General features: G+C 67.2%; 21 protein-coding genes and 1 tRNA gene. 12 read left to right on the top strand and 10 right to left on the bottom strand.

Annotated elements, in window-relative coordinates; genetic code table 11:
- Nucleotides 1-48 precede the first annotated feature (48 nt).
- Nucleotides 49-885, top strand: coding sequence for a Rossmann-fold NAD(P)-binding domain-containing protein (locus tag ACZK33_RS22480; protein ID WP_423174983.1), 837 nt, complete (start codon nt 49-51; stop codon nt 883-885).
- Nucleotides 886-976: 91 nt separating this feature from the next.
- On the opposite strand, the gene ACZK33_RS22485 is transcribed toward ACZK33_RS22480, so the two are convergent.
- Complete coding sequence (locus ACZK33_RS22485) at nt 977-1,774, bottom strand: TatD family hydrolase (protein WP_423174965.1); 798 nt, start codon at nt 1,772-1,774, stop codon at nt 977-979.
- Nucleotides 1,775-1,841: 67 nt separating this feature from the next.
- On the opposite strand from ACZK33_RS22485, the gene hrpB reads away from it, so the two are divergent.
- Together hrpB and ACZK33_RS22495 are read left to right on the top strand one after the other, a co-directional pair.
- On the top strand, nt 1,842-4,346 hold the full coding sequence (gene hrpB, locus ACZK33_RS22490; RefSeq protein WP_423174964.1) for an ATP-dependent helicase HrpB: 2,505 nt from the start codon (nt 1,842-1,844) through the stop codon (nt 4,344-4,346).
- Between the two features lie 135 nt (nt 4,347-4,481).
- Nucleotides 4,482-4,856, top strand: coding sequence for a hypothetical protein (locus ACZK33_RS22495; protein ID WP_019336760.1), 375 nt, complete (start codon nt 4,482-4,484; stop codon nt 4,854-4,856).
- A gap of 94 nt (nt 4,857-4,950) precedes the next feature.
- Here the strand turns inward: ACZK33_RS22495 and ACZK33_RS22500 are convergent, their stop codons facing one another.
- The 3 genes from ACZK33_RS22500 to ACZK33_RS22510 form a co-directional block, all read right to left on the bottom strand.
- Complete coding sequence (locus ACZK33_RS22500; RefSeq protein WP_369353963.1) at nt 4,951-5,490, bottom strand: pseudouridine synthase; 540 nt, start codon at nt 5,488-5,490, stop codon at nt 4,951-4,953.
- A gap of 64 nt (nt 5,491-5,554) precedes the next feature.
- Entirely contained in the window at nt 5,555-5,821 is a 267-nt protein-coding gene (locus ACZK33_RS22505) for a hypothetical protein (RefSeq protein ID WP_012481577.1), read from the bottom strand.
- Nucleotides 5,822-5,916: 95 nt separating this feature from the next.
- The gene (locus ACZK33_RS22510) at nt 5,917-6,774 is read right to left on the bottom strand and encodes a class I SAM-dependent methyltransferase (protein ID WP_423174963.1); all 858 of its coding nucleotides are present in this window, start codon (nt 6,772-6,774) and stop codon (nt 5,917-5,919) included.
- Between the two features lie 169 nt (nt 6,775-6,943).
- Between ACZK33_RS22510 and ACZK33_RS22515 the strand changes: the two genes are divergently transcribed.
- The 4 genes from ACZK33_RS22515 (at nt 6,944) to ACZK33_RS22530 (ending at nt 11,414) form a co-directional block, all read left to right on the top strand.
- Nucleotides 6,944-7,900: an aldo/keto reductase gene (locus ACZK33_RS22515; protein WP_032129150.1), complete on the top strand. Its 957-nt coding sequence runs from the start codon at nt 6,944-6,946 to the stop codon at nt 7,898-7,900.
- Nucleotides 7,901-8,582: 682 nt separating this feature from the next.
- A tRNA-Thr gene (locus ACZK33_RS22520) sits at nt 8,583-8,656 on the top strand.
- Nucleotides 8,657-9,013: 357 nt separating this feature from the next.
- Nucleotides 9,014-10,138 (top strand): slipin family protein, encoded by a 1,125-nt coding sequence (locus ACZK33_RS22525; protein ID WP_049398660.1) that lies wholly within the window; start codon nt 9,014-9,016, stop codon nt 10,136-10,138.
- A 55-nt stretch (nt 10,139-10,193) separates the two neighbouring features.
- Complete coding sequence (locus tag ACZK33_RS22530; RefSeq protein WP_423174962.1) at nt 10,194-11,414, top strand: RtcB family protein; 1,221 nt, start codon at nt 10,194-10,196, stop codon at nt 11,412-11,414.
- A 164-nt stretch (nt 11,415-11,578) separates the two neighbouring features.
- Here ACZK33_RS22530 and ACZK33_RS22535 read toward each other — a convergent pair whose 3' ends face one another.
- Together ACZK33_RS22535 and ACZK33_RS22540 are read right to left on the bottom strand one after the other, a co-directional pair.
- On the bottom strand, nt 11,579-12,484 hold the full coding sequence (locus tag ACZK33_RS22535; protein WP_423174961.1) for an NAD(P)/FAD-dependent oxidoreductase: 906 nt from the start codon (nt 12,482-12,484) through the stop codon (nt 11,579-11,581).
- Nucleotides 12,474-12,929 carry an Rrf2 family transcriptional regulator gene (locus ACZK33_RS22540; RefSeq protein WP_033833804.1) on the bottom strand — a complete coding sequence of 152 codons (456 nt, stop codon included), beginning with the start codon at nt 12,927-12,929 and terminating at the stop codon, nt 12,474-12,476. Before ACZK33_RS22540 ends, ACZK33_RS22535 begins: the two co-directional genes overlap by 11 nt.
- Before the next feature lie 183 nt (nt 12,930-13,112).
- Here ACZK33_RS22540 and ACZK33_RS22545 point away from each other — a divergent pair, with 183 nt between their 5' ends.
- Nucleotides 13,113-15,233: a methyl-accepting chemotaxis protein gene (locus tag ACZK33_RS22545; protein WP_134951297.1), complete on the top strand. Its 2,121-nt coding sequence runs from the start codon at nt 13,113-13,115 to the stop codon at nt 15,231-15,233.
- Between the two features lie 329 nt (nt 15,234-15,562).
- Here the strand turns inward: ACZK33_RS22545 and ACZK33_RS22550 are convergent, their stop codons facing one another.
- The gene (locus tag ACZK33_RS22550; protein ID WP_423174960.1) at nt 15,563-16,465 is read right to left on the bottom strand and encodes a LysR family transcriptional regulator; all 903 of its coding nucleotides are present in this window, start codon (nt 16,463-16,465) and stop codon (nt 15,563-15,565) included.
- Nucleotides 16,466-16,572: 107 nt separating this feature from the next.
- Between ACZK33_RS22550 and ACZK33_RS22555 the strand changes: the two genes are divergently transcribed.
- Together ACZK33_RS22555 and dkgB are read left to right on the top strand one after the other, a co-directional pair.
- Nucleotides 16,573-17,787 carry an MFS transporter gene (locus ACZK33_RS22555; RefSeq protein ID WP_049424175.1) on the top strand — a complete coding sequence of 405 codons (1,215 nt, stop codon included), beginning with the start codon at nt 16,573-16,575 and terminating at the stop codon, nt 17,785-17,787.
- A gap of 87 nt (nt 17,788-17,874) precedes the next feature.
- Nucleotides 17,875-18,684 carry a 2,5-didehydrogluconate reductase DkgB gene (gene dkgB, locus ACZK33_RS22560; RefSeq protein ID WP_071228575.1) on the top strand — a complete coding sequence of 270 codons (810 nt, stop codon included), beginning with the start codon at nt 17,875-17,877 and terminating at the stop codon, nt 18,682-18,684.
- A gap of 113 nt (nt 18,685-18,797) precedes the next feature.
- Here the strand turns inward: dkgB and ACZK33_RS22565 are convergent, their stop codons facing one another.
- Nucleotides 18,798-19,505, bottom strand: a complete 708-nt coding sequence (locus ACZK33_RS22565; protein WP_154264786.1) for an alpha/beta fold hydrolase — start codon at nt 19,503-19,505, stop codon at nt 18,798-18,800.
- A gap of 139 nt (nt 19,506-19,644) precedes the next feature.
- On the opposite strand from ACZK33_RS22565, the gene ACZK33_RS22570 reads away from it, so the two are divergent.
- The gene (locus tag ACZK33_RS22570) at nt 19,645-20,025 is read left to right on the top strand and encodes a YbjQ family protein (RefSeq protein WP_071228577.1); all 381 of its coding nucleotides are present in this window, start codon (nt 19,645-19,647) and stop codon (nt 20,023-20,025) included.
- A 339-nt stretch (nt 20,026-20,364) separates the two neighbouring features.
- A complete protein-coding gene (locus ACZK33_RS22575; protein WP_478453914.1) occupies nt 20,365-21,270 on the top strand; it encodes an IS110 family transposase in 906 nt (301 codons plus the stop codon).
- Between the two features lie 22 nt (nt 21,271-21,292).
- On the opposite strand, the gene ACZK33_RS22580 is transcribed toward ACZK33_RS22575, so the two are convergent.
- On the bottom strand, nt 21,293-24,013 hold the full coding sequence (locus ACZK33_RS22580; protein WP_423174541.1) for a bifunctional acetate--CoA ligase family protein/GNAT family N-acetyltransferase: 2,721 nt from the start codon (nt 24,011-24,013) through the stop codon (nt 21,293-21,295).
- A gap of 143 nt (nt 24,014-24,156) precedes the next feature.
- On the bottom strand, nt 24,157-25,527 hold the full coding sequence (mgtE, locus tag ACZK33_RS22585) for a magnesium transporter (RefSeq protein WP_423174542.1): 1,371 nt from the start codon (nt 25,525-25,527) through the stop codon (nt 24,157-24,159).
- Nucleotides 25,528-25,873: the final 346 nt, after the last annotated feature.

A 25,873-nucleotide genomic window follows, 5' to 3' on the forward strand; every position in this document is an offset into this window, starting at 1 on the left:
GATACGACGCAGGCCAACGCCCTGCCCGCGCGGGTGTTGATCCTCGGCATGGGCTGGAGCGGGTGCGTGCTGGCCACGCATCTGCGGGCGTTGGGCGTACACGTGGCCGGCACGGTGCGCGACCCGGCGTCGGCACCGCACGATGGCCTGCTGCGCCATCAGCTGCGAGCTGACATACCACCGTCGCCCGCCCTGCTCGATGAGATCGCGCAGGCCGAGGCCGTGCTGTGCAGCGTGCCGCCCGATGCCGAGGGTGACCCGACACTGCGTCTGCTGCTACCGGCACTGCAGGAAAGTCCGGCACTTCGCTGGGTGGGCTATCTGTCATCCACGTCGGTCTATGCCGATCGGGCCGGCGGCTGGGTCAACGAGACCAGCGTGGCCGATGCCACTGAAACGTCCGGCATGCAACGCAGACGCGCCGAGGACCAGTGGCGTGCGCTGGCGGAGCAGCGCGGTATCGCCTCGGCGGTATTCCGCCTGCCCGGCCTGTACGGTCCCGGACGCAATGCCCTGCTGCAGCTGGCACAGGGACGTGCGCGCCACGTAGTGCGTCCTGGGCTGGTGTTCAACCGACTGCACGTGGATGACCTGGCAACGGTCGTTACCGCATCGATGCAGCGGCCGCGTGTGGATGGGCTGTATCTGCCGGCCGACGACGAGCCGGCACCGCCGCAGCAGGTACTGGCCTTCGCCGCGCAGCTGGGCGGGTTTGCGATGCCACCTGCCATGCCCTGGGACGATCCGGCGCTGAGCCCGACACTGCGGCGCTTCTACGAGAGCAGCAAGCGCATCGACAGCACCGGTACGCGCGAGGCGCTGGGCTGGGAGCCGAGCTTCCCGACGTATCGGGAAGGGCTGCGCGGGCTGCTGGAAGCACTCTGACCCGCTTGTAGAGTCGAGCTTGCTCGACTGCTTCTGCACGGCAGTCGAGCAAGCTCGACTCTACGACGCAGGGCCGCCGCGACGAAGGGAATCAATCCGCGTCCGGCAGACGGAAGAACGCACGCGTCGCGGCAGTTGCATTCGCGGCGGTCACCGCCACGTCTTCACCACGGTCACGCGCCAGTTCTTCCACGATGTGCGAGAGGAACATCGGTTCGTTGCGGCGGTCCTTCGGCATCGGCTTCAGCGTGCGCGGCAGCAGGTACGGTGCGTCGGTCTCGATCATCAACCTGTTGACCGGAATGTTCTTCACCAGTTCGCGCAGGTGCGCGCCACGGCGTTCATCGCACAACCAGCCGGTAATGCCGATGTACCAGTCCTGGTCCAGGTAGTCGAACAGCTCGTCACGCTCACCGGTGAAGCAGTGCACCACTGCCGGGCCGATGCGACCCTCGAAGTTCTTCATCTGTGCCATGAAGTCGGCATGCGCGTCGCGCTGGTGCAGGAACAGCGGCTTGCCATTGTCCGCGGCCAGCTGCAGCTGGCGCTCGAACGCACGGTGCTGGGCCGGGCGCGGCGAGAAATCACGGAAGTAGTCCAGCCCACACTCCCCCACCGCCACCACTTCCGGGTGCGCATGCAGCGCGCGCATCTCGGCATCGCATTCCTCGGTGTATTCCACAGCGTGGTGCGGGTGCACGCCGGCGGTGGCATACAGGAAACCAGGATGCTGCTGCGCCAGCTGCACGGCCAGCGGCGAGTGCTCGCGGCTGGCGCCGGTGATGACCATCTGCACCACGCCGGCCTGCCGTGCGCGGTCCAGCACGGCGTCGCGGTCACGGTCGAAGGAGTCGTGGGTCAGGTTGGCGCCGATATCGATCAGGTGCATGGTCATCGCGGGGGAAAAGTGCCCGCGCATTGTACCTGCGGCTGCCGTGGCCCTTTATCCTTTGCACATGAACGCCCCGCTCTTCCCGATTTCCCCGCTGTTGCCACAGATCCAGCAGCATCTGGCCGCGCAGCCGCGGCTGGTGCTGGAGGCGCCGCCCGGCGCCGGCAAGACCACCCAGGTCCCGCTGGCGCTGCTCGATGCACCGTGGCTGCAGGGGCGGAAGATCATCCTGCTGGAACCGCGCCGGGTCGCCGCACGCAGCGCCGCGCTGTTCATGGCGCGGCAGCTGGGCGAAGAGGTGGGCGGCACGGTCGGCTACCGCATCCGCTTCGAGAACAAGGTTTCGGCACGCACCCGCATTGAAGTCGTCACCGAAGGCATCCTGACCCGCATGCTGCAGGACGACCCGATGCTGGAAGCGGTCGGCGCGATCCTGTTCGACGAGTTCCACGAGCGCCACCTCAGTGGCGATCTGGGCCTGGCGCTGGCGTTGGACGTGCAGGCACAGCTGCGCGATGACCTGCGCCTGGTGGTGATGTCGGCGACGCTGGATGGTGAGCGCCTGGCCCGCTTCCTCGATGCACCGCGGCTGAGCAGCGAAGGCCGCAGCTACCCGGTGGCGATCAGCCATTTCCCGGCGCGCCGCGATGAGGCGCTGGAACTGCAGGTGCGCCGCGCGGTGCAGCAGGCCCTGGCTGAATATCCCGGTGACCTGCTGGTGTTCCTGCCCGGCCAACGCGAGATCGCGCGGGTGCAGGCCGGGCTGCAGGAATCGCTGGATGCGGGTGTTGAAGTGCTGGCCCTGCACGGTGAACTGCCGGTGGAACAGCAGGCGCGGGTATTGCAGGCGTCCAGTGATGGCCGCCGCCGCGTGGTGCTGGCCACCAACGTCGCCGAGTCCTCGGTGACGCTACCCGGCGTGCGCGTGGTGATCGACAGCGGCCAGGCACGCGAGCCGCGCTACGACCCCAACAGCGGCTTCACCCGGCTGGACGTGGTGGCCATCGCGCAGGCATCGGCCGACCAGCGCGCGGGCCGCGCCGGCCGTGTCGCCGAGGGCGTGGCGTGGCGGCTGTGGCCGCAGTCGCAGCGGCTGGAGCCGCAGCGCCGCGCCGAAATCGATCAGGTCGAGCTGGCCGGACTGGCGCTGGAACTGGCCGCCTGGGGCAGCAGCGACCTGCGCTTCCTCGATCCGCCACCTGCCGGCCCGATGGGCGCCGCCCGCGAACTGCTGCAGCGGTTGGGCGCATTGTCCAGCAGTGGTGCGATCACCGCGCTCGGCCGTCGCATACTGGCGCTGGGTACGCACCCACGGATGGCGGCGATGCTGCTGGCCGCGCCCGATGCACGTTCGCAGGCGCTGGCCGCCGATCTGGCCGCGCTGCTGGAAGCGCGCGATCCGCTGCGCCAGGGCGGTGATGCGCTGGCCGCGCGTTGGCGTGCGCTGGCGGCATTCCGCAATGGCCGCGCACCGGGCGACGCCAACCGCAGCGGCCTGGCCGCGATCGATGCCGCCGCCAAGCAGTGGCGTCGCCGCCTGCGCTGGGAGGCCGCACCACCGGCCAGCATCGAAGCGCACGAGCTGGGTGACCTGCTCGCACATGCCTTCCCCGACCGCATCGGTGTCCAGCATCCCAGCGATCCGCTGCGCTACCTGCTGGCCAACGGTCGCAGCGCACGCCTGCACGAGCTGAGCGACCTGCGTGGCGAGCCGTGGCTGGTAGCCAGTGAACTGCGCTTCGGGGCACGCGACGCGCTGCTGCTGCGTGCCGCACCGGTGGACGAGGGCCAGCTGCGCAAGGCGTGGCCGGAGCGCTTCGTGACCGAGGACGTAGTGCGCTGGGACAGCGAGCGTCGCGCCCTGGTGGCACTGCGCGAGACCCGTTTCGACCGCATCGTGCTGGACAGCCGCTCGGCCGGCCGGGTCGATCCGCAGCACGCCGCACAGGCGCTGACCGACGCGGTGGCCGAACTCGGCCTGCAGGCGCTGCCGTGGACCGAAGGCCTGCGCCAATGGCAGGCACGCGTGGAGTCGCTGCGGCGCTGGATGCCCGAATTCGGCCTGCCCGACTGCAGCGACGACGCCCTGCTGGCCACGCGTGCGCAATGGCTGCAGCCCGCGTTCGCCGGCAAGAGCCGCCTGGATGCGCTGGACGAGTCCAGCTTCGGCGAAGCGCTGAAGTCGCCCCTGGAGTGGTCACAGCGTCAGCTGGTCGAGCGTCATGCACCGACCCGCATCACCGTGCCCTCCGGGCTGGAGCGGCCGATCACCTACGCGCTGGACAGCGAGAGCGGCGAACCGCTGCCGCCGGTGCTGGCGGTGAAGCTGCAGGAACTGTTCGGCCTGGCTGACACCCCGCGCATCGCCGACGGCCGCGTGCCGCTCACCCTGCACCTGCTCTCGCCCGGTGGCCGCCCGCTGCAGGTCACCCAGGACCTGCGCAACTTCTGGGAAAACACCTACGCGGAAGTGAAAAAGGAAATGAAGGGCCGCTACCCGCGGCATCCATGGCCGGATGACCCGTGGACGGCGACGGCCACCCATCGGGCCAAGCCGCGCGGGACCTGACCAGTGGGGCCGGCTGCGGACCCTGCCTGATCCTGAATGGCTGCGGTAAAGTCACGCCACGTGTGACCTCGACTGACATACCGTTTACGGGCAACACGCGACACTGGACTTCGACCCGAGGCAAAGGACCCCCGCATGAGCAAGCTGACCGTAATCACCGACCGCGCTCTGGAGCGCGCCCTGGAGCTGGCCCACACCGCCGGCGATGGCCTGAAGAGCGCCGGTGGCAGCCTGCGCAATGCGGACTGGATCAAGACCGGCGCCGCCATCGGCGCAGTGAAGACCGGCGGCAAGGCCGCAACCAAGTTCGTGCGCCGCAATCCGGCAGTGGCCGTGGCCGCCGCTGCGGTCGGTGTAGGCCTGCTCGGCTACGCGCTGTACCGCAAGCAGCAGAAGAAGAAGGCCGCCAATGGCCACGTGGTGAATGGGCAGGCGCAACGGATCAACGCACGTGACCGCCGCAACGACACCGTGGTGGACGAGCACAGCGATATCGGCAGCGACGCCTGAGCCTGCCGGGGTCGGATCCTTTCCACAGGAAGGACTCTGACCCCAAGGCACTACATGAGGGCCGGACACCGGAAGGTATCCGGCCCTTTCTGCATCAACCGATCTGCAGCCACTGCCCCGGCTGCAGGTCGTCCAGCCGGTAAGGCCCCATCGACACGCGGACCAGCCGCAGCGTCGGCAGGTTCACCGCCGCGGTCATCCGCCGCACCTGCCGGTTGCGGCCTTCCCGGATCGTGATCGCCAGCCAGGCGTCGGGCACGGTCTTGCGGAAGCGCACCGGCGGATCGCGTGTCCACAGCGACGGCGCCGGATCGAGGCGCTCGATCTTCGCCGGCAGGGTCGGCCCGTCATTGAGCACCACGCCGTCGCGCAGCTGTTGCAGCTGTTCGTCGCTGGGCATGCCTTCCACCTGCACCCAGTAGGTCTTGTCAGCCTTGTGCTTCGGATCGGTCAGCTTGTGCGCCAGCGTGCCGTTGTCGGTCAGCAGCAGCAGGCCTTCGCTGTCATGGTCCAGGCGACCGGCGGCATACACGCGCGGCGGCAGGCCGAACCCGGCCAGGGTCGGCCGCGGTGGCACGCTGCGGTCGGTGAACTGGCAGAGCACGTTGAAGGGCTTGTTGAAGGCGATCAGCATTGCGGGCACGGCAGTCGGCGGGTGGGGCATTGTCCCATTCCCGCATCGCCGCCGCGATCACCACTCAGCCGAAGACCTTCCTTTCCATCAACAGCGCAACGAGCACCACCACGGCGCCGCACGTGGCGGCAGCGTTGGCGCGATACCGTAGCCGCGCTACCGGTGGGCAGGCCCTGCGCGCACGTTCGTCCCACAGGCAACCCACGAGCAGCACCGCAAAACCTGCCGCCGCCACGAGATCATGCACGTGACCCGCATGGAACACGAAGTCGTACAACCGCGGCAGCGCCATCAATGCGAAGGCGAAGTACAGCACTTTCTTCAACAGCACACTCCATTGGTGGCAGCGCCGGGCATTGCCCGGCCGCTACCCATTCCGCCCAACACCGCGCTGCGCGCTCACCAGGCACGGCCCGGCGCCCCGCTTTACGGCTTGATGAAGCGCAGGGTCATGCGGTCGCTTTCGCCGATCGCCTGATACTTCGCATCATCGGCCTTGTCATGCTGGTTGGTCGGCGGCAGCGTCCACACGCCGTTCGGGTGGTCCTTGGTGTCCCGCGGGTTGGCATTGACCTCGCTGCGCGCGTCCAGCTTGAAGCCGGCGGCCTCGGCCATCGCGATCACCTGCTGCTGGCCGACATAGCCGGTGTCATCGTCGTCGACCACGTCGGCCTTGGCGCGATGCTCGACCACGCCGAGCACGCCGCCCGGCTTGAGCACGTTGAAGAAGCCCTGGAACATGCCCTGCGCCTGGCCGGCCTTGCGCCAGTTGTGCACGTTGCGGAAGGTCAGCACCACGTCGGCTGAACTGGCTGGGCCGAACACCGGCTTGGCCGGATCGTAGGCGACCACGGCGGTCTTGCCGAACTGTGCCGGTGCACCGGCGTACTTCTTTTCCAGGCTGTCGCGGCTGCGCTGCTGGTAGTCACGGCCGCGGCCCTCGGGCACCGCCATCGGGTCGACCACGGCGGCAACATAGTGGCCCTTGTCCTGCAGCAGCGGCGCCAGGATTTCCGAGTACCAGCCGTTGCCGGGGGTGATCTCGATGACGGTCTTTTCCGGCGTCACCTTGAAGAACGACAGCGTCTGCGCCGGATGACGGAAGCCATCGCGCTTGACGTTGTTGGCATCACGGGTCGACGCCTTCACCGCCGCATCGATGGCCGGTGACACCTGGATCTTCGCCGGTGCCACCGTGGCCGGTGCGGCGAACGCGGGAACAGCGGCAAGCAGGGCCGAAGCAAGCAGCAGGCGGCAACCACGCAGGGACGAAGCAGGCATCATCGGAGCGACTCCAGCGGAAGATGCGGCGAGACTAGCAGCCGCGGCGTCCCAGGTGTTCACAAAACGTTAGCTGCGTGCGTATCGCGGAACACTGTTTTGTGGTCACCGCCGCAGCACGGTCACACAACGCGTTTTATTCTGGAGCACTTCCCCCAAGGAGTCCGTGCCCATGACGGCAACCCGCGAACTGGGCCGTTCCGGCCTGCATGTACGTCCGCTCGCCTTCGGTGGCAACGTGTTCGGCTGGAGCGCCGATGAGAAGGCCAGCTTCGCCCTGCTCGATGCCTTCGTCGATGCCGGCTTCAACCTGGTCGACACCGCCGATGTGTATTCGGCCTGGGTGCCGGGCAATGCCGGCGGCGAATCGGAAACGCTGATCGGCAAGTGGTTTGCCCGCAGCGGCAAGCGCGACAAGGTGGTGCTGGCGACCAAGGTGGCCAAGTGGGCCGAGCGCCCCGGCCTGACCCCGGACAACATCAACGCCGCGGTGGAAGATTCGCTGCGCCGCCTGCAGACCGACGTGATCGATCTGTACCAGGCCCACGAGGATGACGAGTCAACGCCGCTGGAAGCGACCCTGGCCGCATTCGGCCGGCTGATCGAAGCCGGCAAGGTGCGTGCGATCGGTGCGTCCAACTACAGCGCCACGCGCCTGGCCGATGCGCTGAAGGTATCCACCGACTACAAGCTGCCGCGTTACGAAACCCTGCAGCCCGAGTACAACCTGTACGACCGCGCCGGCTACGAAAAGGAACTGGAACCGCTGGTGCAGCGCGAACAGATCGGCGTGATCGGCTACTACGCGCTGGCCAGTGGCTTCCTCAGCGGGAAATACCGCACGCCGGCCGATGCGGCCAAGAGCCCGGCGCGTGGCGAGAACGTGGTGAAGCGCTATCTGAATCCGCGTGGCCTGCGCATCCTGCAGGCACTGGATGACGTGGCCAGCAAGCACAGCGCCAGTGCCGCGCAGATCGCACTGGCATGGCAGATCGCACGGCCGTCAATCACCGCGCCGATCGTCAGCGCCACCAGCGTCGAGCAGCTGCACGATCTGCTGGCCGCAGCCAACGTGTCGCTGAGCGTGCAGGATGTCGCGCAGCTGGATGCCGCCAGCACTGAAGCTTGAGACCCGGTAGTGCCGGCCGTTGGCCGGCATTGCACAGTCCGGTAGGGCCGGCCGCTGGCCGGCATTGCGCGGTAAAGAAGAAAATAATTGAACAAAATGGTTGCGCACGAATAAATCGTGGTTTATCGTGCGCACCTCGTTTCAACAACCACTGGAAACTTCCCTTGAACGCGCATTCCGTCGCCATCGCCAAACTGCTGCCATGCCTGCGCATGGACGTGCTGGCGCGCGCGTTCGGCAAGGAAGTCCAGCTGACAACGGCCTGATACCCGCTCTGCGGAGATCGGCCACCCCGATCTCCGAGGCTTGACGACGCCCTCGGAACGCAAGTCCCGGGGGCGTTTTCGTTTGCGTCGGCACAAGGACCCGCGATGCCAGAACTGCACCCCGCGCGGCAACCCGCCGCTCACTGACCCAGGTTTTTTCCGCCCCGCCGAAGGATTTACTTCGCGCGAGTTGCGACGCCTGGACATTATCTGCATCGCACCCAAACATTATCGCTCGCGATAATGTCGGTGGCCTGCACCCTCGATTCTCCAACGGTCCCGTTTCCACCACGGGCTGGTGCGCGCGGCGTTGCCGTGGCGTATGCCGGAGGTCGCGGACATGCCATCGCCTGGATCGCCTGCTGGAAGCAGGCATCGGTTCGCCGGTACGCGGTTCGATTCCGCGCGGTCCCCAACTGGATAGCTCAGCTTGGTCAGAGCAACGGATCCGTAATCCGTCTGTCGTGGGTTCGATTCCCACTCCAAACCACATGACCTGTCACGTCATGACTTGAAGCAACACCCGGGGCGCAAGCCCCAGCGGCCACCGCCGCCGTCCACAGACAACGCCTTCGGGCAGGAACGTGGAAGGCAACGGACCGCACGCCGGGCCCCGGCCCGCCGCCACTGCCAGCCACGTTCCGCACCGGTGCTGCCTGCCGGGAACGACGATGGCAGCAGTGCCGGTGCACCGAAGGCTCCGCGCGTGGACCGTCCGCCGATGGCCGCCCTCTTCCGCTGCCTGCACGTGGTGTGCAGGCGGCCTCGCCACGACCTGATCGGCCCGGGTCATGGCGATTCATCCGCAACGGGTCGAACCACCAGAGCCATACAAGGAGAGACTCCCATGTTCTGGACCATCAAGGTCGTGATCGGCGACGGCGAGCGCGGCCTGGTGTATCGCAACCGTCGTTTCCAGCAGATCCTGCTGCCGGGCGTGCACCGCCTGTCGCCGTTCGGCGGCCGTCCGCATGTGGACATCCACACCGCATCGAAGGGCGCGGCCTATACCGGCAGCGACCAGGACAGCCTGATCGAAGCGCTGGGCACCGAGCTGGACACGCACTTCGTGCTGGCCAACGTCGGCGCCAGCGAGGTCGGCCTGTTGCTGCGCAACGGCCGGATCGATGAAGTCCTGCCGCCGGGCAGCCGCCGTCTGTACTGGCGGGGTTCGGTCGACACCCAGGTGCGCGTGATGGCGCTGGGTGACGAGCCGCGCATCCCGGCGGACGTGCAGCAGCGCCTGGGCCAGCTGGGCGTGCTGCCGCGTGTGGCAGTGATCAGCACCGTGCCGAGCGAGTCGGTCGGCCTGCTGTTCATCGATGGCACGCTGCGACAGACGCTGGACGCCGGCCTGCACGCGTTCTGGAACTTCAACGGCAACGTGTCGGTGGAGCGTGTGGAGCTGCGTGCGCGTTCGCTGGACGTGTCCGGCCAGGAACTGCTCAGCCGCGACAAGGTGACCCTGCGGGTGAACCTGGCCGCGACCGTGCAGGTGGTCGACCCGGTGCGTGCACACCGCACGCTCAGCAATGCCGACGAGTTCGTCTACCGGCAGCTGCAGTTCGGCCTGCGCCAGGCGATTGCCGCGCGCAGCCTGGACGAGCTGCTGGGTGACAAGGCGGCACTGGACGGCGAGATCGCCGCCCATGTGCAGGCAGCGATCGAGGGCCACGGCGTGCGGCTGCTCGGCGTGGGCATCAAGGACGTGATCCTGCCGGGTGAGATGAAGGAGATCCTCAACGGTGTGGTGCTGGCCGAGAAGCAGGCCCAGGCCAGCGTGATCCGCCGTCGCGAGGAGGCCAACGCCACGCGTTCGCAGCTCAACACCGCAAAGCTGATCGAGGACAACCCGGTGCTGATGCGCTTGAAGGAGCTGGAGGCACTGGAGAAGGTCACCGAGAAGATCGACAAGCTCACCGTGTTCGGCGGCCTGGATGGCGTGCTGAAGCAGCTGGTGACGATCAGGTAGGGGTCGCGGCGGCGCAGGGACGCGCCGCCGGCCCATCAAGGACAAACACGAAGACATGGACACTCAACACAACTATCAATGGCTGCACGCCGAGGGCACCACGCCGATCAAGGGCTGGGTCAACGGTGTGCCGCTGGAGGCGCAGGCGCATGAGCAGCTGCGCAACATCGCCGCGATCCCGTTCGTCGGGCCGTGGGTGGCCGTGATGCCGGACGTGCACCTGGGCAAGGGCGCGACCGTGGGCTCGGTGATCCCGACCCGCGGTGCGATCATCCCGGCCGCGGTCGGCGTCGACATCGGCTGCGGCATGGCGGCGGTGCGTACCACGCTGCGTGCCAACGACCTGCCCGATGACCTGCGGCAGCTGCGCAACAGCATCGAGCGCAGCATCCCGGTCGGCAACGGACGCGGCGGCGAGCACCACCGCATGCCCGACAGCATCCATACGCGGCTGGTGCAGTCCGGGCTGGCCGCCGGTCTGGAGAACATCAAGGACAAGCACCGCAGGATCCGCACCGACAAGCTCGACCGCCAGCTGGGTACGCTGGGCGGCGGCAACCACTTCATCGAACTGTGCCTGGACGAGACGGACACGGTGTGGGTGATGCTGCACAGCGGTTCTCGCGGCACCGGCAACCTGATCGGCACCTACTTCATCGAGAAGGCGCGCGAAGAGCTTGCGCGCCGTGTGCTCGGCTTCCACCTGCCGGACAAGGACCTGGCGTTCTTCATGGAAGGCGAGCCGCTGTTCGATGACTACGTCGAAGCAGTGTCGTGGGCGCAGGACTACGCCCGGCAGAACCGCGAGGCAATGATGTCGCGGGTGCTGGCCGAGATGCGCCATCGCCTGCCGAAGTTCCAGCTGGCAACGATGGCGGTGAACTGCCATCACAACTACGTGCAGAAGGAGACGCACCACGGCCAGGAACTGCTGGTGACGCGCAAGGGCGCGGTCAGCGCGCGCGAGGGCGAGCTGGGCATCATTCCCGGCAGCATGGGCACGCGCAGCTACATCGTGCGTGGCAAGGGCAACGCGGACAGCTTCCACAGCTGTAGCCACGGTGCCGGCCGGGTGATGAGCCGTGGCACTGCGCGGCAGCAGATCACGCTGGCCCAGCACCGCGAGGCCACCGCGCATGTGGAATGCCGCAAGGACAGCGGCGTGCTGGATGAGTCGCCGGCCGCGTACAAGTCGATCGACGATGTAATGGCCGCGCAGCTCGACCTGGTCGACGTGGTGCACACGCTGCGGCAGGTGCTGTGCGTGAAGGGATGATGGAACGGTGCCGGCCAAGGCCGGCACCTGCTCGACGGGCACGGGCGAATGGATGCCCGGGATCCGTAGAGTCGAGCTTGCTCGACTGCTCTTCCACGCCATGCGTGGATGAAACGGCGCCGACCAAGGTCGGCATCTACCAGAGCAGCACGTCGCGTCGGGGGTCAGCGTGGCACGCTGTCCTCGGCCACCAGCGCATGATGCACGCCGATCCCCGCACGCACGCCCTCGGCGGTGGCCAGGGTGATGTTGCCGACCGTGGTCGCATCGCCTGCGGCGTACACGTTCCGCACCGAGGTCTGCTTCATCATGTCGACCTCGATCAGCACCCCCAGCGGGCTCTCGACCAATGTGCACCCCAGCTGCTGCACCAGCGGCGTGGCCATCGCCTGGGTAGCCGGCACGAACAACGCACGCTGTGCGATACGGCGTCCGTCGGCCAGCTCCACTTCCAGCCAGGTCGGCTGGTCGCCCTGCACACCCAGCACGGGTGACGTCTCGATGTGCACGCCACGCTGCTGCATGGCGGCGCGTTCCTCATCGGTGATCTCCAGACCCATGCTGAAGAACGTGACATTGCCCCAGTCGGCGAACAGCGGCGCCTTGCTGGCGGACATCGGATGGCCGCCGAGCAGGCCGATGGCACCACCACCGACTTCATAGCCGTGGCAGTAGGGGCAGTGCAGCACGGTGCTGCCCCAGCGCTCGGCCAGTCCGGGCAGTTCCGGCAGCTGGTCGGCGATGCCGCTGGCCAGCAGCAGCTTGCGCGCGGCCAGCACCTGGCCATCGGCGGTACGCACTTCCACGCCTTCGGCGGTGGTGCGGGCGTGCTCCACTTCGGCATGCACCGAACGCACCGTGGGGTAGTCCAGCAGCTGCTGACGCGCGGTCTTCAGCAGCTCGGCGCCACTGATGCCATCCAGCCCCAGCACCCCGTGCGAATGACTGGCGAAGCGATTGCGCGGTGAACCGGCATCGATGACGGTGACCGGGCGACGGGCACGGGCCAGGATCAGGCCGGCGGCAATGCCGGCGTAGCTGCCGCCGACGATGAGCACATCAGGATTCATGGTGACCTTCCAGGGAACGGTGATGGGCAAGATGGCGGGCGAAGTCGGCGCCGAGCTGGTCCAGTGTGGTCGCCTGCAGGCGCTGCTCAAGCAGCCGCTGCGCCTCGCGCGCGCCTTCGAGCAGGGCGCTGTTGACCAGCTGCTGGATCGGGCAGCCACCGCCGGAATCGCGAGCGCCGACCTGGACCAGCGGCGGTGCTCCCACCGCCAGATAGATGTCATGCAGGGTGATCGCCGCGGCATCGCGTGCCAGCAGGCTGCCGCCGCCGTGACCACGGGTGCTGCGCACCAGGCCGGCCTTGTGCAGCTGTGCCAGCAGACGACGGATCACCACCGGATGGGTCGGCAGGCACGACGCCAGCTGTTCGGACGTGCGCGGGGCGGCATGGCCGACCAGATGCGCCATCACGTGCAGGGCGTCGGAGAGTGGGTTCGCGGATTTCATGTAACAACATTAGTTACATTTAATTCCTCTGTCGAGGGTCTGCTTTCGTTCCATATGGACACATCTGTCCTATGAAACATCTCCTTCACATCACTAAACGAAACGCGAATGTGATGCGCATCTCACTTCAGGGTGTGCGCATCGGGTCGATACCGCAGTGCCCCTTCCCGAGAGTCCTTCCCCATGAATGCGTCTGTCCGTGCTCCGCGCCTGCAGTCCAAGCTGCTCGGCGCGGTTTCCGTTGGTCTGGCGGTGGTCCTGCTGTGTGCTCTGGCCGGCCTGGCCTCCGCCTGGTTGAAGTTGTCCACCGAGGTTCCACCCGAAGTCGCGCACAGCCGCGATGCCGAACGCCTGCAGCGCGAGTTCCGCGGCCAGGTGCAGGAATGGAAGAACGTGCTGCTGCGCGGCCACGACGACGCGTTGCGCCAACGCCACCTGGACGCCTTCGACAGCGAGGGTCGTCTGGTCGAGCAGCTGGCCAAGGGCCTGGTCAGCAGCCCGGATGCACGCACGCGCGAACTGGCGCAGGCCTTCATCGGCCTGCATGCGCAGCTGCAGCAGGACTATCACGCGGCGCTGCAGGCGTTCGCCGAGGCCAGCTACGATCCCGCCGCCGGCGACAACCTCGTGCGCGGCAAGGACCGCCCGGTGGCAACCGCGCTGGATGCGTTGAGTACGCACGCCACGCAGGTGGCCGAAGCGGCGGTAGCGGCCCGTTCGCAGCAGGCGCGGCAGACGCTGCTGCTGTGCGCGGCGCTGACCGTGCTGGCCGCCGTGCTGCTGCTGATGGGCCTGGGCTGGTGGCTGCGGCGTGCGGTGGTGCAGCCGGTGCTGGCGGTGGAAGCCGCTGCGCGTGCAGTGGCCGCCGGTGATCTGCAGCATGTTGTGCAGGTGCGCAGCCGCGATGAGATCGGTCGCCTCGCGCAGGCCATGCAGGCGGTGCAGTCCACGCTGCGCGGTGTGCTCGATGCACAGGCCACGATGGCACAGGCGCATGAAGCCGGCACCATCAGCCACCGCATGGATGCCAGTGCCTTCCCCGGCGCGTTCGGCACGATGGTGGCCGACAGCAACGCGCTGGTCGATGCGCACATCCAGGTAAAGATGCGCGCGATCGCGATCATGGGGCGCTACGCCATCGGCGACCTCAGCCAGGACATGGAGCGGCTGCCGGGCGAGAAGGCCGTGATCACCGACGCACTGGATACCGCCAAGGCCAATCTGGGCACGATCAATGGCGAGATCCGCCGCCTGGCCGAAGCCGCCGCCAGGGGTGACTTCAGCCAGCGTGGCGACAGCGCGCGCTTCGAGCATGACTTCCGCGCGATGGTCGACGGCTTGAACCGATTGATGCAGACCACCGAACTGAACCTCGGCGAGGTCTCCAGCATGCTGCGCGCGATTGCCGATGGCCGCCTCGGCGCGCGCATGCATGGCGATTTCCAGGGCGTGTTCGCGCGTATCGCCGGCGATGCCAACACCACCGCCGCGCAGCTGGCGACCATCGTCACCGACATCAAGCACGCCTCCGGCAACATCCACACTGCGGCTGCAGAGATCGCCGCCGGCAACAATGATCTGTCGCGCCGTACCGAGCAGCAGGCGGCCAATCTGGAAGAAACCGCCGCGTCGATGGAAGAACTGACCTCCACCGTGCGCCAGAACGCCGAGCACGCACGCCAGGCCAACCAGCTGGCGATCGGCGCGCACACGGTCGCCTCGCAGGGCGGTAACGTGGTCGGCCAGGTGGTGACGACGATGAGCGCGATCGAAACCTCGTCGCGGCAGATCGCCGAGATCATCAGCGTGATCGATGGCATCGCGTTCCAGACCAACATCCTGGCGCTGAACGCGGCAGTGGAAGCCGCGCGTGCCGGCGAGCAGGGCCGCGGCTTCGCGGTGGTCGCCAGTGAAGTACGCACGCTGGCGCAGCGCTCGGCCGCGGCCGCGAAGGAGATCAAGGCGTTGATCGAAGCCTCGGTTGAGCAGGTCGGGCACGGTGCACAGCGCGTGCGCGAGGCCGGTGACACCATGGCCGAGATCGTGGCATCGGTGCAGCGCGTCACCGACATCATGGCCGAGATTTCCGCGGCCTCGCAGGAGCAGAGCGCGGGTATCGAGCAGGTCAGCCAGACCGTGATCCAGATGGATGGCACCACCCAGCAGAACGCCGCACTGGTGGAGGAAGCCAGTGCCGCCGCACGCAGCCTGGAACAACAGGCGAACCGCTTGATCGACGCGGTGGATGTGTTCGATCTGTCGACTACAACAGCGGCGAAGGACGCGTTGGCGCGTGCGGCCTGATTGATCCGGTTGCCGGCCAGCGGGCGGTACCACCCGTGCGATGTGCCGGCCGCTGGCCGGCAGCGTCCGCCGCCACATGGGTAGCGCCCGACCGTTGGTCGGGCGACGGCAGGATCAGTGCGGACCAACGGTCCGCACCCACCAGAGCGGCCGCGCCCACCGGCGCGTGCGGTAGTGCCGGCCGCTGGCCGGCAGCGTCCGCCGCCACATGGGTAGCGCCCGACCGTTGGTCGGGCGACGGCAGGATCAGTGCGGACCAACGGTCCGCACCCACCAGAGCAGCCGCACCCACCGGCGCGTGCGGTAGTGCCGGCCCCTGGCCGGCAACCTCAGCGCACGTAGTCGCTCTGCGCCATCGCGTCGGCCAGGTAATCCACGAACGAGCTGATCCGCGACGACACGGCGGTGTTGCGGTAATACACCGCATGGATCGGCTGGTACACATCCAGCGTCTGCGCCGCCAGCACCGGCACCAGGGTGCCGGCAGCACGGTCGCGATCGGTCACGAAGTCGGACAGGCAGGTGATGCCCACACCTTCCACCGCCAGCCGGCGCAACGTCTCGCCACTGGACACGGCGATATCCGGCCGCACCAGCAGCAGCCCATCCGACTCTCCGGGCAGCGGCCAACGGTTGAGTGATTCCGGCTCGTTGAAGCTGACCAGCGTGTGCTGGCCCAGCGCGGCGACGCTGGCCGGTTCGCCGTGCCTGGCCAGGTAGTCCGGGCTGGCCACCAGCCGCAGCTGGCAGCGGCCCAGCAGCCGCGCATGCAGGGTGGAGTCGGCCAGCGGGCCGATCCGGATCGCCAGATCGGTGCGCCGTTCGAGCAGGTCGATGTAGCGGTCGGAGCTGTTCAGTTCCAGCTGCACTTCCGGGTAACGCGCGCGATAGCCGGCCACCAGCGGCGCGATCACGTGCAGCACGAACGGCATCGCCGCATCCACGCGCAGGCGCCCCGCCGGGCGTTCGCGGCGCGCCGCCATCTGTTCCTCGGCCGATTCCACCGCATCGATGATCGCGCGCGCATGGCGCAGGAACGCCTCGCCCTCGGCAGTCAGGTGCAGGCGGCGGGTGGTGCGGGTCAGCAGGGTGATCCCCAGCTTGTCCTCCAGCCGCCCCAGCGCGCGGCTCACACCCGAGGGCGTCTGCCCCAGCTGCTCGGCGGCAGCACTGATCGAACCGCTGTCGATCACCGAAAGGAACGCCTGCATTTCATCGAGAGTGGTCTTCATGCCCCTATTATTGACTGCACGGCAATAGTGATTGGCGTGAAGACCGGTTTTTCAGCAAAGGTCGGCGGCGCAGACTGCACAGCCTCTTCCTCCTGCTGGACCCTGTCATGATCCGTGGCATTCCCCTCGCCCTGCTGGCGTTGACCCTCGGTGCCTTTGCCATCGGCACCACCGAATTCGTCATCGTCGGCCTGATCCCGACCATCGCCGGCGACCTGCAGGTCAGCCTGCCCTCGGCCGGCCTGCTGGTCTCGCTGTACGCGCTGGGTGTGGCCATCGGTGCGCCGGTGCTGACTGCGCTGACCGGACGCGTACCGCGCAAGCAACTGCTGGTGGCGCTGATGGTGTTGTTCACGCTCGGCAATGTCGTCGCCTGGATGGCACCCGGGTATACCTCGCTGATCATCGCCCGCATCCTCACCGGCCTGGCGCACGGCGTGTTCTTCTCGATCGGCGCGATCATCGCCACCGCCGTGGTGCCGAAGGAGAAGGCGGCCAGCGCGATCGCCATCATGTTCACCGGCCTGACCGTGGCGCTGGTGACCGGCGTGCCGCTGGGCACCTTCATCGGCCAGCATCTGGGCTGGCGCGCGACCTTCCTGGCGGTGGCCGGCCTCGGCGTGGTCGCCCTGATCGGCGCGCTGCTGTTCGTACCGCGCAACCTGCCGCAGAGTGCGCCGGCGAGCCTCCGCCAGCAGCTTGCCGTGCTCGGCCAGCCACGCCTGCTGCTGGTCTATGCGATGACCGCGCTGGGCTACGGTGGCACCTTCCTGGCCTTCACCTATCTGGCGCCGATCCTGCAGGATGTCACCGGCCTGCCGGCCAACGCCGTGAGCCTGGTGCTGCTGGTGTACGGCGTGTCGGTGGCGATCGGCAACCTGTGGGGCGGGCGCATGGCCGACCGCTTGGGTCCGGTGCCCGCGCTGAAGCGCATCTTCGGACTGCTGGCATTGGTGCTGTTCGTGCTCACGTTCACTGCCTACAACACCTGGTTGATGCTGCTGACGGTGCTGGCGCTGGGTGCGGTGGCATTCGGCAACGTGCCCGGCCTGCAGGTCTACGTGGTCAAGCAGGCGCAGCGCTATGCACCGCAGGCCACCGACGTGGCATCGGGCCTGAACATTGCCGCGTTCAACGTCGGCATCGCCATGGGCGCCTCGCTGGGTGGCCTGGTGGTGGAGCACATCGGCCTGATGCATACCCCATGGCTGGGCGCGCTGGTGGTCGTACTGGCCTACGCGCTGACCGTGCTCAGTGGCCGCCTCGACCGCCGCGATGGCGTCGACCACCGCGCCGACGGCATTGCCGCCACCGCGCATTGATCCATGCAATGCACCGTTGCCGGCATGCATACGGTGCCTGTCCTACCCTCTTCCCTCTGCTACTCCCTTCCCCCGTTGGAGCTTCCCATGACTGTCCCCGCTTTCGGTCTCGGCACCTTCCGCCTCAAAGACCAGACCGTGATCGACTCGGTGCGCAATGCGCTGGAGGTCGGCTACCGCGCCATCGATACCGCGCAGATCTACGGCAACGAAGCCGAGGTCGGCCAGGCCATCGCCGAGTCGGGCGTGCCGCGTGATGATCTGTACCTGACCACCAAGGTGTGGATCACCGAGTTCAAGCGCGATGCGCTGCTGGCCAGCCTGCGCATCAGCCTGGAGAAGCTGCGCACCGACCGCGTCGACCTGGCGCTGATCCACTGGCCGTCGCCGAATGACAAGGTCGACGTGCCGATGGAGGAATACCTGCCGGCACTGGCCGAGGCCAAGGCGCAGGGGCTGACCCGCGAGATCGGCATCTCCAACTTCACCATCGCGCAGACCCGCAAGGCGATCGAGATCCTCGGCGCCGAAGCCATCGCCACCAACCAGATCGAGATCCACCCGTACCTGCAGAACCGCCTGCTGGTGAAGTTCCTGCAGGACAACGGCATCCACATCACCGCCTACATGAGCCTGGCTTATGGCGAAGTGCTGAAGGACCCGGTGATCCAGGCCATTGCCGGCCGTCACCAGGCTACGCCGGCACAGGTTGCGCTGGCGTGGGCGCTGCAGCAGGGCTTCTCGGTCATTCCGTCGTCGACCAAGCGCGAGAACCTGGCAGCCAATCTGGAAGCAGCGGCCGTGCGCCTGACCGACGAAGACATGGCGCAGATCGCCAAGCTGGATCGCGGCCATCGCCTCGCGAATCCGGAAGGGATTGCCCCGGCCTGGGATTGATCCCAACTGCGGTTACGTATCGGAATCGTAGGTGCCGACCTTGGTCGGCACTGGCCTCTGGTCAGTCGATGACACATCGTGCCGACCAGGGTCGGCACCTACCAAAGGCAGAGCTATCCCTCGCCTTGCAGCAACCACCCACGCATCGCCGCACTCACTTCGTCCGGCTTCTCCATTGGTGCCAGGTGCCCGCAATCGGGCACCACCACCAGCTGCGAGTGCGGCACCAGGGCATGCATCTCCTCGCTCACCGCCAGCGGCGTGATGCGATCGTTTGCGCCGCAGACGATCAGCAGCGGATCGCGGTAGCCGGCCAGCACATCGTGGCCATCGCGGCGCTCCAGCGCGCTCTGGCGCAGGAACACTTCGGCGCCCAACCGCGCGGTCATGTCGCGCACACGCTGCACCAGCACGTAGTCGTCCAGCCGCGAGGCATCGATGTAGCTGCGCATCAACGCGTCACCGAAGCCGTGGAATTTTCCCGGCAAGCGCACGCTGGCACGTTGGCTGCGGCGCTGCTCGGCACGTTCCGGCGAATCGGCATGGATCGAGGTATCGATCAGCGCCAGCTGCAGCACGCGCTCGGGCGCGATGCGCAGGATCTGCTGAGCGACGAAGCCGCCCAGCGAGAAACCTGCCAGCGCAAAGCGCTCCGGCGCCTGCGCCAGCACGTCCTCGGCTACGCCCTGCAGGGTTTCGCCGCGAGTCTGGTCGCCCACCGTGCAATCGGCGATGTCGGCAAGATCAGCCAACTGTGAGCGCCACAGCTCGGCATCGTTGAGCAGGCCGGGTAGCAGCAACAGGGGGATACGGTCGGTCATGGGGGTATTGTCGCGCCATCACGGTGACGGAGCCATGCCGCAACGGGCGGTTGCGTTGTAGAGTCGAGCCATGCTCGACTGCGCCACAGCCAGTCGAGCATGGCTCGACTCTACAGAAAGCAACGACACGGACGCGACCATGGCAGACCCCTACAACAGCGGCTCCCCTTCCCCGCCCGCGCTGCGCTTCGACGATGCGCTGGTCACCACCGCCTTCGAGCTGCCCGGCCATCGCGTCGTGCGCAACCTGGGCGTGGTCCGCGGCATCACCGTGCGCTCGCGCTCGATCGTCGGCAACTTTCTGGGCGGCATCCAGACGATCTTCGGCGGCAACATCACCATCTACACCGAACTGTGCGAGCAGGCCCGCGAGGAAACCTACCGCGACATGGTCAAGCACGCGCGCCAGCTCGGTGCCAACGCCATCATCGGCATGCGCTACGACGCCACCGACGTGATGACCGGGCTGACCGAGGTGCTGTGCTATGGCACGGCGGTGGTGGTGGAGCCCCTCCGCTAACCTGGCCGTAGAGTCGAGCTTGCTCGACTGCTTCCCGATGGCGACAGTCGAGCAAGCTTGTATGTTCCTCCCGGCTCCTACGCGGTATGTAGGAGCCAGGGTGGAGGGACCGTCAAGCATGCATCTGCGGATACTAGCCGACAGACGAGTCGAGCGATCCCCATCCCGCACACGAACGTCGATAAAGGATCGTACGGCCCCCAAAGGGGATCGTCGATGTAGGCAAGCTAACGTCGGTGCGGTACCACCCCAGCCCCTTAAAGATAGCTGGGAGCCGTACAAATGTCTGATTCTCTCGATATTGGCGTGGACGTGGACTCCAAGGAGTTCGTACCGGCAGTGGCCGACCGCAAGGCCGGCGACAGGATCGCCAACACCCGGGCCGGCATAGCCCAGTGGCTCAACACCTTGCCCCAGCGATGCCGGATTGGCATGGAGGCGACGGGGCGGTACTACGAGTTGTTGGCTCGGATGGCTGGCCAGGCAGGCCACGTTGTCTATGTGATCAATCCACGTCTGATCAAGCACTACGGCCGGGCGACGGGCTCGCGTGGCAAGACGGACGCCATGGACGCCGAAGCGATCGCCCGATACGTGAAGAAGGAGAACGATCGCCTGCGTGAATACGTACCGCGTACCGATGAGCAGCAGCAGATGCACGATTTGCTGCGCAAGCGGCAGACGCTGGTAAAGACACGCGCGCGGCTGGAGCAATCCTTCGGGGTAAGCAAAAGTGCCCCCGGGGAGCTGTCAGATCTGTTCTGCGCTCTGGCTGGGACGCTGTCCGAGCTGGAAAGCGAACTGCAGCGCTTGGGTCGCGATGGAGAGCATGGCACGCTCTACAAGCGCCTGTTGACCATCCCTGGTATCGGCCCCGCTGTCGCCGCTCACCTGATCTACTACATGACGCGCTGGCCGTTGGCCAACGCCAACGCGTGGATCGCCTACACGGGCCTGGATCCCCGGCCCAACGAGTCTGGCGGCAGAACGGGACGGCGTCGGCTGTCCAAACAGGGCGCGCCAGTGCTGCGCCAGATGCTCTACATGGCCGCCATGGGGCTCAAGCGGTGTCGTCGGGGGCAACCGCTCTACGACGAGCTGTCAAAACGCGGTCACCCCAGCACCGCCGTCTTCAACATCCTGGCCAGAAAGCTGGCCAGGATCGCCTGGGGTGTCTTCAAAAGCGGCCGGGACTTCGATCCGGCCATGCTGAAGGTGGGTCAAGCCTGCTTCCAGCAGGCTTGACCACGAACATAGGATCTCGACTCTACAAGTCCGGTGCCGGCACCTCGACCTGCTGCACCGGCAGGGTCACCATCATCACCGTCGGGTCATCCGGGTCCAGCTTGGTCTTGAAGCCCAGGCTCTGGCACATCGCCAGCATGGTGCTGTTCTCGCGCAGCACCTGGCCTTCGACCACGTCCAGGCCCAGCCACTTGGCGTACTCGATCATGATCGCCATCAACCGCCAGCCGATGCCGTGGCCCTTCAGGTCCGAACGGATCAGGATGCCGTACTCGCCACGGTGGTAATCGGCATCGGCGTGCAGGCGTACCGCGCCCAGCATTTCGCCGCTGCGCGGTTCGATCGCCACCAGCGCGATCGAGCGCGCGTAATCGAGCTGGGTCAGGCGCGCGATGAACTCGTGGCTGAAGTGCTTCACCGACTGGAAGAAACGCAGGCGCAGATCCTCGTCACTGACGCGGGCGAAGAACGCACGGAACAGTGCGTCGTCCTCCGGCCGCACCGGGCGCACGAAGGCACGGCCGCCATCGGACAGCTCGATGGTGCGCTCCCACTCCTTCGGGTACGGGAACACCGAGAAACGCGGATGGCCGCGGCCCTTGTGCAGGATGCGCGACGGCGCCACCGCCACGCGGGCGTCGAGGGCGAGGATGCCCTTGCCGTCGACCAGCAGCGGGTTGATGTCCAGCGTGCGCACCTCGGGGATATCGGCAGCCAGTTGTGCCAGCTTCACCAGCGCCAGCGCCAGTGCGCGCTCGTCAGCCGCCGGCACGTCACCGTAAGCCTTGAGGATGCGCGAGGCGCGGGTCTGGCCGATCAACTCATGGGCCAGGCGCAGGTCCAGCGGCGGCAGCGCCAGTGCCTTGTCGTTGATCACTTCGACGGCAGTGCCGCCGCGACCGACCACGATCACCGGGCCGAACGTCGCGTCATCGGCGATGCCGACGATCAGTTCGCGCGCCTTCGGGCGGACGATGGTCGGCTGTACCAGCAGGCCATCGATGCGTGCATCCGGCCGCAGCTGGCGTGCGCGCGACAGGATCGCGTTGGCCGCGCTCTGCACCGCAGGCAGCGTGGACAGGTTGAGGCGCACGCCATCCACTTCCGACTTGTGCGGAATATCCGGCGAGAGAACCTTCAGTGCGACCGTGGCACCGCGCTCCAGCAGCGGCTGCGCCAGGTCCATCGCCTCGTGCGCATCGCGCGCATGCATCACAGGTGCGGAGGGAATGCCATAGGCCTTGAGCAGTTCATGGGTGGCCAGCGGGTCCAGCCACTGCTGGCCGTTGGCCAGGGCGGCATCGACCAGTGCGCGCGCGGCGGCCGTGTCGACACTGAAATCCTGCGGCAGGCTGGGCGGCGTTTCCATCAACGCGTTCTGCGCTTCGCGGTAGCGCACCAGGTGCTGGAAGCCACGTACTGCCTCCGCCTCGGTCGGATAGGTCGGCACCCGCGCCGCGTTGAGCGTGGCGGTTGCCTGGTCATCGTTGCCCAGCCACACCGCGAATACCGGCTTGTCGCGGTGATGGCGCGGGCGCAGGCCCAGCGTGCGGGTGAGCGCTTGCGCGGCGTCCGCCGATGAGGTGAACGCGGTCGGCACGTTCACCACCATCACCGCGTCATTCTCGTTGTCGGCCAGCAGCGCTTCGATGGCTGCGGCATAGCGGTCACCATCAGCGTCAACCACGATGTCCACCGGATTGCTGCGCGACCAGCCCTGCGGCAGCACCGCGTCGAGTTTCTCGATGGTGCTGTCGGACAGGTTGGCCAGCGTGCCACGCAATGCGATCAGCTGGTCCACCGCAAGGCGACCCACGCCACCACCGTTGCTGAGGATGGCCAGGCGGCGACCGGGGAACGTCCCCAACCGACCCAGCGATTCGGCGGCGGTGAACAGCTCGTCCAGCGCCCCCACGCGCAGCAGGCCGGCGCGGTTGAAGGCAGCACCGTACACATCATCGGCGCGGGCCAGGGCCTGCACATGGGTATCGCGGCTGCCCGGCTGCACGCGCTCGGCACGGCCGGACTTCACCACCACCACCGGCTTGGCACGCGCGGCGGCACGCGCGGCCGACATGAACTTGCGCGCATCCTTGATCTGCTCGACGTAGAGCAGGATGGCGCGGGTACGGTAGTCGGTGGCGAAGTAGTCGAGCAGGTCGCCGAAGTCGACGTCCATCGTGTCGCCCAGCGAGACCACGGCGGAGAAGCCGACCGAGCGCGCCACACCCCATTCCACCAGCGCCGCCGCAATCGCCGAGGATTCGGAGATCAGCGCGAGGTCACCGGCCTGCGGGAAGTGCGCGGCGATGCTGGCATTGAGCCGCGCATGCGGTGCGATCACGCCCAGGCAGTGCGGGCCAAGGATGCGCAGGCCGTGCTTGCGCGCCACCGTTTCCACCTGTTCCGACAACGAGCCCGGGCCTTCGCCCAAGTGCGCGGTGAGGATGATCGCGGCCTGCACGCCGCGTTCGGCGGCGGTACGCACTACCTGCGGCACGATCGCCGCCGGTGCGGTGATGACGACCAGGTCCGGTACCCAGTCCAGATCCTTCAACCGCTTGATCGTGCGGATGCCATCGATCTCGGCATGCCGCGGGTTGATCCAGGCCACCTTGCCGGGGAAGCCAGTGCCACGCAGGTTGCGCATCACCGCGCGCCCGGCCGAACGCTCACGCGGACTGCCGCCGATCACCGCGACCGACTGCGGACGGAACACGGACTGCAGGTGGTAGGTACTCATGCGCCTACGGTACCCAAAAAAGGGGACGGAGGGGATTAAGTCGTTTGTGCCTCATGTGCCTTGAACGACTTAATCCCCTCCGTCCCCTTTTTGTTCTGCATGCCGACCAAGGTCGGCACCTGCCGGAGCACGGTGGTTCCGGCCTACAGCAGCGTGCCGTGCAGGATCATCGCGGCGATGCTGAAGTAGATCACCAGGCCGGTCACGTCCACCAGGGTGGCCACGAACGGCGCCGAAGCGCTGGCCGGGTCGAAGCCGAGCCGTTTCAGGATGAAGGGCAGCATCGAGCCGGACAGCGAGCCGAAGGTGACGATGCCGACCAGAGCGGCGCCGATGGTGATCGCCAGCAGGATCCAGTGCTCGCCGTAGTCGTGCAGGCCGCCCAGCTGCCAGATAACGATACGCACGATGGCCAGGCAGCCAAGGATCGCGCCCAGCACCATGCCGGTGGGCACTTCGCGCAGGGCCACCTTCCACCAGTCACGCAGGCGCAGTTCGCGCAGTGCCAGGCTGCGGATCAGCAGCGAGGTGGCCTGCGAGCCGGAGTTGCCGCCCGAACTCATGATCAGCGGAATGAACAGGGTCAGCACCACGGCGCGCGCCAGTTCATCCTCGTAGTGCTGCATCGCGCTCGCGGTCAGCATCTCACCCAGGAACAGCACGCTCAGCCAGCCGGCGCGTTTGCGCAGCATCTCGAAGAAGCCGATCTGCATGTACGGCTTGTCCAGCGCTTCCATGCCGCCGAACTTGTGCGCGTCTTCGGTGGATTCCTCGATCAGCGCATCGAGCACGTCGTCCACGGTGACGATGCCAAGCATCTGCTGCTGGTCGTCGACCACCGGGATCGCCAGCAGGTCGTGGCGGCGGATCAGCCGCGCCACTTCCTCCTGGTCCATCAGCGCATCCACGGTCACCGGCGGATTGACCTGGGCCACATCCAGGATCGATTCCTCGGGCAGGCCGGTGATCAGCCGGCGCATGGTCACTACCTGCTGCAGCTGCTGGCTGGCTGGGTCCAGCACGTAGATCGCGTACACCGTCTCGCGGGTGCGCTCGACCTGGCGGATGTGCTGCAGGGTCTGCGCCACCGTCCAGCTGGCAGGCACCGCCACGTACTCGGTGGTCATCAGCGCACCGGCAGTGTTCGGTGGGTAGCTGAGCAGCTTCTGGATGGCCTGGCGGGCGTCGGTGCCCAGCAGCGGGATCAGCCGCGCGCGTTCTTCCTCATCCAGCTCGTGGACGATGTCGGTGGCGCGGTCATCGGCCATCAGGCCCAGCAGCGCCGCAGCCCGCGCCGGCGGCAGCGCGGCCACCAGTTCGCCACTGCGGTGCAGCTCCGGCGCTTCGAGCATCTTCACTGCACGCGGCAACGGCAGCGCCGCCAGCGTTTCCGCGGCGCGGGTCAGTTCCAGCGTATTGAGGAATTCCACCGCGTCGGCGGTGTTGTAGTTCGCCAGCGGTGCGGCCAGTGCGGCGGCATCGGCCACCGAGCGCAGCAATTGCTTCTGGTTCATCGGTTTTGCCTTGTGGGGGTGCGACCTCGCGCAACGCCAACGCAGGCAAACCGTCCCGATGTCAGGCGGTGGCCATCGCTGGCGTCGAACGAGGTCGACTTCTACTGTCGCTGGACATGGGTTGGGGACTCCGGGATGCGTGTGCTGGAGGACGCGCCGCCAGCGGCGGGCAGTCTGGACCCGTGGGCCATGCAGGTCAACCCGGCAGCCTTGCGCAGGGCGCCTGCCCGGCAGGTTGTTCTCGTGCATACACAGGCCGGCGCGCATAATGACGCGGTGGCACTCGCCTCCCCCTTCCCCCACCCGAACGGACACACCGCGGGCTTCCCCGATGACCAAGTACTCC

Source organism: Stenotrophomonas sp. 86156_Sma, from assembly GCF_056481625.1.